12 protein-coding genes are annotated in these 12,101 nt (G+C 60.2%); 2 read left to right on the forward strand and 10 right to left on the reverse strand.

From position 1 onward, the window contains the following. Positions 1 to 27: 27 nt before the first annotated feature. From ACYVI2_RS21280 to ACYVI2_RS21320, 9 genes are all read right to left on the reverse strand, one after another. Positions 28 to 1,653, reverse strand: coding sequence for an AMP-binding protein (locus tag ACYVI2_RS21280; RefSeq protein WP_415822364.1), 1,626 nt, complete (start codon positions 1,651 to 1,653; stop codon positions 28 to 30). Beyond that, positions 1,653 to 2,372, reverse strand: coding sequence for an ABC transporter ATP-binding protein (locus ACYVI2_RS21285; RefSeq protein WP_415822363.1), 720 nt, complete (start codon positions 2,370 to 2,372; stop codon positions 1,653 to 1,655). The genes ACYVI2_RS21280 and ACYVI2_RS21285 overlap by 1 nt, the downstream gene beginning before the upstream one ends. Then, a complete protein-coding gene (locus ACYVI2_RS21290) occupies positions 2,369 to 3,142 on the reverse strand; it encodes an ABC transporter ATP-binding protein (RefSeq protein WP_415822361.1) in 774 nt (257 codons plus the stop codon). Before ACYVI2_RS21290 ends, ACYVI2_RS21285 begins: the two co-directional genes overlap by 4 nt. Positions 3,143 to 3,150: 8 nt before the next feature. Beyond that, entirely contained in the window at positions 3,151 to 4,035 is an 885-nt protein-coding gene (locus tag ACYVI2_RS21295; RefSeq protein ID WP_415822360.1) for a branched-chain amino acid ABC transporter permease, read from the reverse strand. Between the two features lie 49 nt (positions 4,036 to 4,084). Then, positions 4,085 to 4,957: a branched-chain amino acid ABC transporter permease gene (locus tag ACYVI2_RS21300; RefSeq protein WP_415822359.1), complete on the reverse strand. Its 873-nt coding sequence runs from the start codon at positions 4,955 to 4,957 to the stop codon at positions 4,085 to 4,087. A gap of 28 nt (positions 4,958 to 4,985) precedes the next feature. Then, entirely contained in the window at positions 4,986 to 6,107 is a 1,122-nt protein-coding gene (locus tag ACYVI2_RS21305; RefSeq protein ID WP_415822358.1) for an ABC transporter substrate-binding protein, read from the reverse strand. A gap of 230 nt (positions 6,108 to 6,337) precedes the next feature. Then, positions 6,338 to 7,534, reverse strand: a complete 1,197-nt coding sequence (locus tag ACYVI2_RS21310) for a CaiB/BaiF CoA transferase family protein (RefSeq protein WP_415822356.1) — start codon at positions 7,532 to 7,534, stop codon at positions 6,338 to 6,340. A 32-nt stretch (positions 7,535 to 7,566) separates the two neighbouring features. After that, positions 7,567 to 8,427, reverse strand: coding sequence for a MaoC/PaaZ C-terminal domain-containing protein (locus ACYVI2_RS21315; RefSeq protein WP_415822355.1), 861 nt, complete (start codon positions 8,425 to 8,427; stop codon positions 7,567 to 7,569). A gap of 10 nt (positions 8,428 to 8,437) precedes the next feature. Continuing rightward, positions 8,438 to 9,352: an SDR family NAD(P)-dependent oxidoreductase gene (locus ACYVI2_RS21320; protein ID WP_415822354.1), complete on the reverse strand. Its 915-nt coding sequence runs from the start codon at positions 9,350 to 9,352 to the stop codon at positions 8,438 to 8,440. A gap of 152 nt (positions 9,353 to 9,504) precedes the next feature. Here ACYVI2_RS21320 and ACYVI2_RS21325 point away from each other — a divergent pair, with 152 nt between their 5' ends. Next, the gene (locus ACYVI2_RS21325; RefSeq protein WP_415822353.1) at positions 9,505 to 10,404 is read left to right on the forward strand and encodes a LysR family transcriptional regulator; all 900 of its coding nucleotides are present in this window, start codon (positions 9,505 to 9,507) and stop codon (positions 10,402 to 10,404) included. 140 nt (positions 10,405 to 10,544) lie between these two features. Continuing rightward, positions 10,545 to 11,528, forward strand: coding sequence for a Bug family tripartite tricarboxylate transporter substrate binding protein (locus tag ACYVI2_RS21330; protein ID WP_415822352.1), 984 nt, complete (start codon positions 10,545 to 10,547; stop codon positions 11,526 to 11,528). 372 nt (positions 11,529 to 11,900) lie between these two features. On the opposite strand, the gene ACYVI2_RS21335 is transcribed toward ACYVI2_RS21330, so the two are convergent. Further along, a partial coding sequence (locus ACYVI2_RS21335) for a hypothetical protein (RefSeq protein ID WP_460490349.1) occupies positions 11,901 to 12,101 on the reverse strand: 201 nt, incomplete at its 5' end.

Genomic DNA, 12,101 nt, shown 5'->3' on the forward strand with positions numbered 1-12,101 from the left:
GTTCCTGGGATACCCGGAAAGACCCGGTTAACGCATCTCCAGGTGCAGTCGCTCTTCGGCCATTTGGCGTAATCTCGCTCGTTGAATCTTGAAGCCGTTGGCGCTGGCTGCGGTGGGAAAGGTATCGACCAGCCACAACCGCGCGGGGATTTTGAAAGGCGCCAGCGATGTGCGCAATGATGTGAGCAAATCCTCTGCTGTGATCTCCGGGGCCGCGATCACAAAGGCCGCTGCGCGGGGCTGGCCGTCCAGCGAGATGCCGACGACTTGCGCATTGCGCACGCCCGGCTGTTGGGCTAGCGCATGTTCGATTTCTGCAGGATCAACCAGATAACCGCCGAGCCGCAGCGTGTCGCCCATGCGTGCGAGATAAACAAAGCTGCCGTCCGGGCGCAGGTAGCCCAGGTCTCCGGTGCGAAAGTATCCGTCGTCTGTCATGGCCTGGGCGGTCGCCTCCGGATTGTCCAGATAACCCAGGAAATTACCGGGCGCACGGATTTCTATTTCACCGGGCTCGCCCAATGGACATAAGTCGCCGGTATCGGGATGACGAATGCGCAGATGAGCCGCCTGGTCTGCGGCTGGCCTGCCGCCTCCCAGGGCCCGCTCCTCGACCGGCAAGTCGGCATCTTGCAGAGAGAATAGCGCTTGTACCTCGCTAGAACCGTATAACCCTTGCAACGGAAAACCGCGTTGCTGCAGGGAATCAACGAGTGCGGCAGCCCCTGGGCTGAAAGAGGCGAATCCGAATACCCGGGCATGGGGAAAGGGCCGCGTTTCCGCGGCTTCGTCGGCAATACGCCGCAGCATTTCGTCGCTGCCGAACAAATGCGTGATGCGTTCGTCACGCAAGGTCTGTGCAGCCCGCGGCGCATCGAACAGATCCATCATGATGACGGGCGCACCCGCCCGTAGCGCCGCCAACACACCGTTCAGGCCGAACACGCCGCACAGCGGCAATGCAGCCAGCAATCGCGTGCCGGCTTCGTGAAACCCGTATGCATCGGCGACGCAGGTGCTGTGTGCATAGAGGGTTGCAGCGCTATGCATCACCAGTTTGGGGCCCTTGGTGGTGCCCGATGTGGTGAACAGGATCACCGGATGCGATGGTTGGGATGCTCCGCTAGCGATATCTGGCGTTTGCAGAAACCGTGTTGGCGCATCGGGTGAAAACGCCACGGTGCGCCGGTCCAGCACCGTATCCGGTGTATCAGTGGGGGCATCGAGTAACGCAATACACTCGAGATCCGGCAGCGCATCGGGCGCGATGTCTGCCAGGACCTCGGGAAAGTCGATTTTCCGAAACGAAGGCTGCATCAGCAGCATGCGCGCTTTGGAGCGCGTCAGAATGTACTCGAGCTCACTGCTGCGATAGCGCGTGTTGATGGCGACCAATGTGGCATCCAACCGGGCGAGACCGAATAGCAGCGCCAGCCATTCCCGGCGGTTGACCAGCCATACTGCTACGCAGTCGCCGGCCCGAATACCCTGCGCCGCCAGCCACTGCGCAGTGCGCAGGCACAACGCATCGAATTCGCGATAGCTCAGAGGGCCGGCCTCGTCGATCAGCGCGATGTCGTCAGGGCGGGCCTGTAAATGCGGAATATATAAATCGGCCAGGCGTACAGGCGCTGGCGTGTCAGCGGCAGACATCAATACAGTTCCATCAGACTGGCATTGTCGGAAAAATCGGCGGGTACGCCAGCGCGGATCAGGGTGCCCGATTTCATGACGATGACGCGATCGGCGATTTTCAAGGCCTCGCGGACATTCTGTTCAACGATCAAGATGGCCATGCCGCGTTGCTGTTGCAGCGCGCGAATCGGACCCATCAAGTCTTGAAACAGCTTGGGCGCCAGTCCAATCGAGGGCTCGTCCAACAACAGGCAGCGCGGTTGGCTGAGCAGGGCGCGGCCTAACGACACCATCTGTTGTTGGCCGCCAGAGAGCGTGCCGGCGCGTTGGCTGTAGAACTTGCGCAAGGCGGGCAGGACTTGCATGACCCAATCCAACCGTGCCGCGTGTTCGCCCTTCGGAACGCCTGCGGACCATAGCCCCAACCGCATGGTCTCGGCGACGGTCAGCCCCGGGAAAATGCCGCGCCCTTCGGGCACCATGGAGATGCCCGCATCCGTCAGACGGCGTGCGTCGGGTCTATGCATGGGCGTCCCGTCCAACAGCACCTGGCCATCTTCCGGGTCCAGCAGGCCGAATAAAGTCTTGAGCAACGTGGATTTGCCCGCGCCGTTGTGTCCGATCAGGCAGAGCACTTCGTTGGCATGCAGATGCACATCGATGCCTTCGAGAACGGGCCGCTCGCCATAGCCTGCACGCAAGCCGCGGGTTTCCAGGATCGGGGGGGAGGCACTCATGCTCGCTCTCCGAAGTAAATCGCAGCCAAGGCGGGATCCTGCAGAATGGCTGCCGGATCGCCGCACGCCAGCAATTTGCCCTGATCCAAAAAGGCCAATTGATCAGACAGCTGCGTCACCAGATCCAGATTGTGCTCGATGATGCAAATGGTGATGCCGCGCGTAGCATAGTCGCGCAGCAAGGCGACGAAACGATCAAAGGAGCGCGGGTCCAGGCCCGAGGCCGGTTCGTCCAGCAGCCAGAGCGATGCGCCACTGGCCATCAAGCGCGCCAGGCTCAGGAATTTGCGCTCGGCATACGCCAGATCCGCCGCGCGCTCGTGCCGTTTATTCCAGAGTCCGGACTCGTTCAAAATGGATTCAATACGTTGGGGATCTGTGCGGTGCTGCCACAACCAGCTGCTGCGTTCGGTGACGGTCGTGACGTTCTCCATCACGCTCATCTGAGTAAAGAGCCGCAAGTCCTGAAACGTCCGGCCGACGCCGAGGCGGGCGATCTGCCACGGCGCCAGCTTGTCGAGCGGCTTGCCGTGCAGATAGACGGTCCCGGCGCTCGGTACCAAGTGTCCCGTGATCATGTTAAAGAGCGTGGTCTTGCCCGCGCCGTTCGGGCCGACCAGCGTCGTAATGAGGCCCGCGGGCAGGTCCATCGATACATCGGTGATGGCTTGCAGGCCGCCGAATCGCTTGGACAGTCCCTGTAATTGCAGCAGGGCAGGAGAGGATGCCGTGCTCATCGCATGTTCGGATGACTGCGTGGATGCAGACATGGCGGCACTCATGCTTGGCCCCCTTTGCGGCGTCCGCCCACCAATCCGCCTGGGCGATACATCATCAACAACACCATGACTGCGCCATACACGATCTGCTGTATCGTGCCGAGTTCCGCAGGCGGCAGGAAGGGCAGATACGTCAACGCGGCAGGCAGCACCATCAACAGCGCGGTACCAATGATGGGGCCAAACACGGTGCCTGTGCCGCCAATAATGACCATGGCCATCAACAGGATCGAGGTTTCCAGCATGAATCCTTCGACATTGACGAAACTCATGTAGAACGCGTAGATGACGCCAGCGACGGCGGCCAATCCGGCAGAGACGGCGACAGAAAGGGTTTTGATGGCGGCGACCCATTTGCCCGCCGATTGCGCTGCGGATTCGCTATCGCGGATGGCCATCAAGCTGCGGCCAAAGCTGCCGCGTAACAGGGCGGTGGTGATGAGTAAAACGGCGATCAACCCCGCGATGGCCAAGGCGAGGAACTCGGCAGGCGTGCTCAGTGCGTGGCCGAAAATCGTGGGCGGGGGGATACCCACCAGTCCCCCCAATCCGCCGGTGACGCCTTTCCATTCCGAAAAGACCGTGACGCCGATGACCTGCAGGCCCAGCGATGCGGCAACAAAATATTCCCCCCGCACGCGTAACGCCGGCAAGGCCAGGACCATGGACAGCACGGCCGACACCAGTACGGCAGCGACGGTACATAACAACAGCGAATCGCTGAAGTGCATCGCCACATTCGCTGCGGTATAAGCGCCAACCCCGAAAAAAATCGCATGCGCCAGGGAGAAAATGCCGGCATAGCCCATGATGAAGTTGAGTGTGACTGCCAACATGGCATTCACGCAGAAGAGCACGGCAATGTTTTGCAGATAAGCCAGCATGGATGCTCCGTTGAATGAATCGTCAGACCATGATTACGGCGTGCCACTGTCACGACGTCACTGCGCGCCCGAATACACCGCCGGGGCGGAACAGGATGAAAAGGAACAGCACGACAAAAGTGACCGCCTCGCTCCACTGCGGATCGATCCAGGCGAGCGACAGATTCTCGGCCATGCCTAACAGCAATCCCGCCACGGCCGCACCGCGCAGGCTGCCGACGCCGCCTACTATGGTGGCCGCGATGCTGATCAGCATGATGTGATGTCCCATCGAGGGATTCAGGCCCGATGTCGTCGCCGTCAGGATCGCTGCCGGCACGGCCAGTAATGAGCCGATCAGGAACACGTATTGCGACAGCCGCCGCGGTGTCAGGCCATAGACGCGTACCAGGGCGGAATTTTCGCCTAACGCCCGCAGCGCCAGGCCCAGATTGGTGCGGGTCAGCAGCCACTGCAGCAGGCCGAATGCGACGATGGCGCATAGCACTGCGACCCCTGCCATAGGGGCGACATACAATCCCGGCAGCCATTCCACGCTCTTGCTCAACGGCGTGGGCACAGTCACCAGACCCCGGCCGAACCCGATGGTGATCAGATTCTGTGCCACGATCGCAACGCCGAACGAGGCGACAAACACGGTAAAAAACGCACCCTCGTGCCGCTGGATGACGGCGTAGATATAGCGGTCCACCAACACGCCGAACAAGGCCGCCGCCAGACCCGCGGCCACCGCAGCCAATGGCCACATCCAGCCCAGCACCGTATAGCACTCGTAAAAAATAAAGCCTGCCAGCGTGAATGTGGCGCCGTGGGCGACGTGAAAGACCCGGGTCGTGCCGAAGATCAGCGAAAACCCGGCCGCGATCAGGGCATACAGGGCACCTGTCTGTATCCCGTTGATGAAGAGCTGGACAAACAACATACGATAGCCACCTCTCTATGGGACGGGGTCAGGGCGCGGCGTCGGCGATGGGCTTGGTGCCGTTCTCGCCGATCTCATTGATCTGGATAGGAGCCTTGATGGTGCCGTTATCCGCGAACGAGACGGTGGCGCCCACGAAATCAAAAGAGGGGGTCGCCTTGCGCTGCGCCAGCAGGTTCTCGCCAGTGATGGGCTTACCGGCTTTTTCCAGCGCTGCGGCCAGCACGGCAAAGGTGCGCACGGCGTTGTAGTAGTTCAGGACATACATGTTGGGGGCTTTGCCATACTGCTTTTTATAGTCGTCCAGCATGCGGCGCGTGATGTCGTCGGATTTCTCCCAGTCCACCTTCTGGCTGGTGAAAATCGCGCCTTTGGCTTCGGGCAGGGACAGCGTCGAGGGAATGGCGAATGCAGAATAGCTGACCAGTTGCTGCGTGACGCCGTTATCGCGCAGTTGCTTGACGATCTGCCCTTGCTGGCTGCCATACGAGGCGATATAAACCGCGTCGGGTTTGACATCACGCACGCGTGCAGCGATACCTGAAAACTGCTGCGAGGTGGCAGGTACCGAGAAACTGCCAGCCAATTCGCCTCCGGCTTTGCCTAGCTCTGTGCCCAATTCCTTGACGACGGCTTGGCCCAACGGATCGTCGACATAGATCAGGGCAATGCGCTTGAACTGACGATCTTTGACCAGATACGGCACGATGGCGCGTACCTCGAAGTTGGCCAGAGGAATCGTGTTCCAGAAGTACTCGCCCAGGTCTGCCAGGTCGGGGCCTACACCGCCGCCGTTGACCATCACGGTTTTGCTGCGCGTGCCAACGGGGGCGATGGCTTTGGACACGCCGGTAAACGCGCTCAGCACGAAGGGCACTTTTGCGACGTTGACCAGTTTGTTCATGCCGATGACGCCTTGCATGGGCAGTGCCTGGCTGTCTTCGTACACGATGGAGAGCTTGCCGGACAGCATCTTGGACGCATTGATGTGTTCAACGGCCAGGTTGGCGCCCGAGCTGAATATCTGTCCATATTCGGCGTTGCTGCCGCTCATGGGCAGCAGGCCTCCTATCGTCAGATCGGCCGCGGTGGCCAGCGATGTCAGGGACAGGCCTTGGCACAGGGCCAAACCGGCAAGCAGCTTTTTCATGCGTTGTCTCCCACGATAGATGTCGTGATTTTCTGCCTCAAAGCCGCCTGCAGGCCGAATGCTGCTTTGGAAAGCGGCAAGCCAAGATGCGGCGTCAGGATTTTTTGTGTGCCGCAACATCATGATCAACCTGATTCACGGCTCGAAAAATGCTAGCTATTCTGGATCGGCGGCACTATTCGGATTTGCTTAACCGCGGGTTTTCCCCGGTCATCGGATCGTCAATGCGTTCAAGCCGTTTTACCGAGGATCTCCTGCAGGATTTCCTGCGTATGCTGGCCCAGCATGGGCGGTGCATTGCGATACACCACAGGCGACGCGGAAAACCGCAGCGGGCTGGCTGTCACGGACGCCGTGCCACCCAAAGGGTGCGGCAGTTCTCGACGCAGTTGACGTGCTTGTGCTTGCGGATGAGCAAAAGTTTGCGCGATGTTGTTGATGGGGCCGCAAGGCACGCCCGCAGCCTCCAGCTTGCTGATCCATTCGTCGCGCGGACCTTGTTTCATGATGTCGCTCAACAGGGCGACCAGAACATCCCGATTGGTGACTCTCAACCGATTCGTCGCAAAGCGGGGATCGTCCCCCAGTTCGGGCACGCCGATGGCTTTGCAATAGGCGCGGTATTGCGATTCGTTGCCTGTTGCGACGATCAGGTGGCCGTCGCTGGCGGCAAAGACCTGATAGGGCACGACATTCTGATGGGCATTGCCTGCACGCGTTGGCGCATTACCCGACGTGAAATAGTTGGAGTTCTGGTTCGCCAGCATGGCGACGTGACAATCCAGCAGCGCGATGTCCAGCTGCTGGCCCAAGCCGCTGCGATGCCGTTCTTGAATGGCTGCCAAAATGGCGACCGTAGCGTACATCCCCGTGATGATGTCTGTGACAGCCACACCCGCTTTCTGAGGACCGCCGCCGGGCAGGTCATCGCGCTCACCGGTAATGCTCATCAGGCCACCCAGCCCCTGGATCATGAAATCGTAGCCGGGCAATGTGGCGCAGGGGCCGTCCTGGCCAAAACCAGTGACCGAGCAATAGATCAGGCGTGGATTCAGGGCATTCAGGCTGTCGTAGTCCAGGTCGTATTTGCGCAAGCCCCCGACCTTGAAGTTTTCGACCAGAATGTCGCAATGAGTGACGAGCTCGCGGATGAGTGCCGCGCCTTCAGGGCTGGCGATATCGGCTTCCAGCGAGCGTTTGTTGCGATTGGTGCTCAGATAGTAGGCCGCCTCGGACGTGTCCTTGCCTTGGCCGTCTTTCAGATAGGGTGGACCCCAGTGACGCGTGTCGTCACCGGTGGCGGGACGTTCGACCTTGATCACGTCTGCACCCAGATCCGCTAGGTTCTGGGTGCACCAGGGGCCGGCCAGGATACGGCTGAGATCGAGTACGCGGATGCCTTCCAGAGGCGGGGGACGATGCTGCATGACAATAAGAACCTTGTTGCGGCAAGCCGCGTTTATGGAGAAAGCGTGGCAGTGCCGTGGCTCATCACCACGACGTCTCGGTCGACGGCACGCACGACGAATTGCAATGCATTGCTCGTGTCCTGCCATATGTCGCACTGCAAGGTTTCGCCCGGGAAGACGGGGGACGAGAATCGGGCGTTCAAACCGGTCAATCGCGACGCGTCGTAGTCGCAGCAGGTCTTGATGATGGCGTGTGCCGCCATGCCGTAGGTACACAGGCCGTGCAGAATAGGCTGCGGGTAACCGGCCTTGCTGGCGACTGCAGGGTCGGCATGCAGCGGGTTGCGGTCGGCATTCAGCCGGTACAGCAGTGCTGCGTTGGGGGCAACCGATAGTTGGCACGATCGGTCCGGCGTGCGTGCTGGCGCGGCGGGCAAGGGCGGCAGCGCTTCGTCGCCCTGCCCAAAACCGCCATCGCCACGGCAGAACGTGATCTGCTGCAAGGTCGCCAAATGCAGGCCTTGATCGTCATGCAGCGTGCGTTCGGTGACCACCAGCGCACCCTTGTCGGCGCCTTTATCGATGACATGCGTGATGCGGCTCTTGCCGATCACGGTACCGCTGGCAGGTAGTGGCGCGTGCAATTGCAGACGCTGTTCGCCGTGTACCAGCCTGACCCAATCGATCCCGGTGCGAGGGTCATTCATCCAGAAACCGGGATGCCCCAGCACGGTGGCCAGGGTGGGGATGGTTTGAAGATCCTGTTCATAGACATAGCGCAACTGCGCAGCGTCCATGGGGTCTGCCCCCAGACCGATGCCCAGCGCGTACAGAATCGTGTCCTTGTCCTCGTAACGGTGGTGGATGTCGGCGAATTGCCAGTTCTTGATGGTTTGATAATCCAAGGGCATGGCGGCTCTCTCAGATGGGGTCCCAGTCGATGACGTCAGGCGAACGTTCCAGCGCATAGAAATGTTTGCGCATCGCGGGAATCGCGATATCGCCAATCAATTCCGGGGTCCAGCCTTCGCTGTAGTGCACGGTGCGCAGCGGGCGAGGCTGGCTCATCAGCATGATTTCATTGGCTCGTACGGCAAAAATCTGCGCCGTCACTTCGCTGGCGGTGTCGCTGACCAGGTACACCGCGAGAGGAGCAACTTTGCCGGCTTCCATTTTTTTCAGCTTTTCGACGCGGGCTTTTTCGGCTTCGGTCTCTGCGGGAATGGAACTGGTCATGCGGCTCCAGGCAAATGGTGCAATGCAATTTGATCGCACGTGATAGCGTGCCATATCCAGCGCGATGGACTTGGACAGTGCGACGATGCCGAGCTTGGCTGCCGCATAGTTGGCCTGCCCAAAATTGCCGATCAGTCCGGATGTCGAGGTCATATGCACCAGCGCGCCGGATTCCTGTTCGCGAAAATAGGGTGCCGCGGCACGGCTCATGTAGAACGAGCCATTCAAATGCACATCCAGCACCTGGCGCCATTCTTCTTCACTCATCTTGTGAAACACGCGGTCGCGCAGATTGCCTGCGTTGTTGACCACGGCATCAATGCGCCCAAAGGCATCGACCGCTGTCTTGATGATGTTGTGAGCGCCCTCGTAGCTCGCGACGCTGTCTGTGCTGGGGCAGGCTTGTCCGCCGGCGGCCTGGATTTCCTTGACCACGGCCTGAGCGGGGCCGTCCCCGCCGCCTTCGCCCTGCAGAGATACCCCGATGTCATTGACCACGACTTTTGCGCCTGCCGCAGCCATCGCCAGGGCGACACTGCGCCCGATCCCGCCGCCCGCGCCGGTGACGACGACGACTTTTCCTGCAACCATACCGCTCATAATCCATTCTCCTTTGGGGCTGGGGCCGCTTCGCTAGACAGATGCACGCGAATCGCACGCCTGTTTGGGACACCCGACTCTGTGCATGGTAGATTTCAAGTCGGGCCAGCGGAATTCAAAATTAAAGACACCCCCCTTTTGCTTGGCGGAACATGAGACACGACCTGACCGATCTGCGTTTATTCGTGAACGTAGGCGAAACCCTGAATCTGACCCGTGCGGCCGAGCGCACCTTTCTGTCGCTGCCTGCGGCCAGTGCGCGCATCAAGAACATGGAAGAAGCGTTCAAGGCGCGATTGCTGGTGCGCCAGGCGACAGGTGTCGCCCTGACGCCGGCGGGCGAAGTCCTGCTCAAGCACGCCCACGCAGTATTTCGTCAGCTGGAGTGCCTGAATGCCGATTTACAGCCGTATTCCAGTGGTATCAAGGGACGGTTACGATTGCTCGCCAACACGACGGCGACGAATTCTTTTCTGGCCGATGCCATGTCGACCTTTCTGGCTGAAAACCCGGATGTGGATATCGAGCTGGAGGAAAAAATCTCCGGCGATATCGTGTTGGCCATTCGCGCCGGAACGGCGGACCTGGGGATCGTGGCGGGCAATATCGATGTCGAGGGGCTGGACGTGATGCCCCTGTTCCGTGATGAACTGGCCGTCGTGACATCATTGAAACATCCCTTGGCGCAACTGGAGTCTGCCAATTTTGTCGATGTGATCGATGCCTATCAGTTCGTCGGCATTCATCCCAACAGTGCGATTCAGACCTTCCTGGAGGACATCGCGCTGGGTTTGGGAAAACGGTTGTGTCAACGGGTACACGTGGGCAGTTTCGAGGCTGTGTGCCGCATGGTCGAGGCAGGGGCTGGGATCGCCGTAGTGCCCAGGGCCTGCGCGGCGCGCTACAGCCGGCCCCAGGCATTGCATGTCCTGCGCCTGAAGGACGCCTGGGCACAGCGCGACCGTTTATTGTGCCGGCAACGCGGCCGCGATCTGCCGCGTTTTGTGGAAGACTTCATCGAGCATGTGCGGGTGGCAGCGCGCAATGCCTGACGCCCGGCCGGATGGTTGCCGCTGCTGAACAGGGGCTTCGGCAAAAAAGAATCGGCAAGCCGGCACCTGTGCGCAAATAATACGAGCACTGCACAAGGCACAGCGCTTGTGCGCACAGACAAAAAACCGGAGACATACTCATGCACGATCCGCAACGCCGCCGCCTGCTGGCGGGGCTGGGGGCAGCCTGCGCTGCCGCGACTATGCCGTTCTCTGTTCGCGCTGCCTCGTGGCCTGATCATCCCGTCAATTTCATTGTGCCATTCCCCGCCGGTGGCCCGGTCGATACAACAGCCCGTTTCATCGCAACGCCTCTGGGCGCGATGTGGAAGACGCCGACGGTCGTGGACAACAAGGCGGGCGCGGGCGGCATCGTCGGCGCGCAAGCCGCGGCCAAGGCTCCTGCGGATGGGTATCACTATTTCTTTGCTTCGATCCATCACACCGTATTGCCCAGCCTGCGCGGTAACCTGAGCTACGACATCACTGCGGATTTTGTGCCTGTGGGTATGGGCGCGGTATTTCCGATCGTGCTGGTTGTGCATGAGTCTTTGCCCGTCAAAAGTGTCAAGGAACTCATTGCCTATGCCAAGAAAAATCCAGGAAAGCTGTCGTTCGGCTCGTCTGGCACCGGCGGTGGCACTCACCTCGCGGGTGAACTCTTTAACAGCATGACTGGTACGCGCCTGCAGCATGTGCCTTATCGTGGCAGTGCGCCGGCGATGCAGGACCTGCTTGGGGGACAAGTCCAGGTCATGTTCGCCGATGGTCCATCCGCCATGCCGCATTTATCGGGCGGGAAAATTCGTGCATTGGGTGTAGGTAATCCCGAGCCTTCTGCGTTGTTCCCAGGTATTCCCACCATCGCGTCGTCGGGCGTGCCCGGCTACGAAGCCTATTCCTGGAGCGGCATGCTGGCGCCCTCAAGTACGCCTGCCGATATTGTCAAGCGCGTGAACGCCGATATGCAGAAAGTGTTGAACAATCCTGATACCGTCAAAAGTATGCTGGCTGCAGGGGCGGAGCCCAAACCGGGTACGCCGGAGGAGTTCGGGGCGTTCATACAAGCTGAGCTTGCTAAGTGGAGTAAGGTTATCAAGGATGCGGGGATCAAGGTCGAGTGATGAGATAGGTCGGGATCGTGGGCAGGTTTGGGGGGCTAGTGCTATTGGACGTTGGCGCGCTGGTAGGGCGGGGGATCGAGTGCTATTGGACGTCGAAGCGGGGCAGTGACCGTGTTGGCGCTTCACGTGGCTGCTCGGCCGCCTGCGCGGCCGACACCGCTTCGTTCACCTCGTCCGCGCCTTCGCGCTGCCTTCGGTATCCACTCGCTCAGCCACGAGGCGCGCCAACACGGTCACTGCCCCGCTTCGACTCGCATCGTCTCTGATTCCCTCGTCGCTGGCACGAGCGGTCTACGTAGGCTTCGTAGGCACTGATTTTTGCAAGGACGAATATTTTGCAGGGCGGCTATGCATAGGCGCCTACGGGCGCGCCTATGCATAGCGTTCGTGATCTGCATGCGAAAGCTTTGGCGTTGGAGATAAACAAAAGATCTCTCGAGCGACGTTCTCGCCATGCATAGAGATGAGGTAGGCATCATCATCGCATGCAACAACTCTAGCCACGCAGATCTTCCAACCAAGCACCACGCCACCCCGTTGCATGCCCGGACCGATAGCGATTCGCGTGTGTGC

It is taken from the genome of Bordetella tumbae, assembly GCF_054780995.1.

Coding starts and splice junctions, on each gene's coding strand:
- ACYVI2_RS21305 (WP_415822358.1), bottom strand. CDS start 6,107: ATGAAAAAGCTGCTTGCCGGTTTGGCCCTGTGCCAAGGCCTGTCCCTG.
- ACYVI2_RS21285 (WP_415822363.1), bottom strand. CDS start 2,372: ATGAGTGCCTCCCCCCCGATCCTGGAAACCCGCGGCTTGCGTGCAGGC.
- ACYVI2_RS21290 (WP_415822361.1), bottom strand. CDS start 3,142: ATGTCTGCATCCACGCAGTCATCCGAACATGCGATGAGCACGGCATCC.
- ACYVI2_RS21330 (WP_415822352.1), top strand. CDS start 10,545: ATGCACGATCCGCAACGCCGCCGCCTGCTGGCGGGGCTGGGGGCAGCC.
- ACYVI2_RS21295 (WP_415822360.1), bottom strand. CDS start 4,035: ATGCTGGCTTATCTGCAAAACATTGCCGTGCTCTTCTGCGTGAATGCC.
- ACYVI2_RS21280 (WP_415822364.1), bottom strand. CDS start 1,653: ATGTCTGCCGCTGACACGCCAGCGCCTGTACGCCTGGCCGATTTATAT.
- ACYVI2_RS21310 (WP_415822356.1), bottom strand. CDS start 7,534: ATGCAGCATCGTCCCCCGCCTCTGGAAGGCATCCGCGTACTCGATCTC.
- ACYVI2_RS21300 (WP_415822359.1), bottom strand. CDS start 4,957: ATGTTGTTTGTCCAGCTCTTCATCAACGGGATACAGACAGGTGCCCTG.
- ACYVI2_RS21320 (WP_415822354.1), bottom strand. CDS start 9,352: ATGAGCGGTATGGTTGCAGGAAAAGTCGTCGTCGTCACCGGCGCGGGC.
- ACYVI2_RS21315 (WP_415822355.1), bottom strand. CDS start 8,427: ATGCCCTTGGATTATCAAACCATCAAGAACTGGCAATTCGCCGACATC.
- ACYVI2_RS21325 (WP_415822353.1), top strand. CDS start 9,505: ATGAGACACGACCTGACCGATCTGCGTTTATTCGTGAACGTAGGCGAA.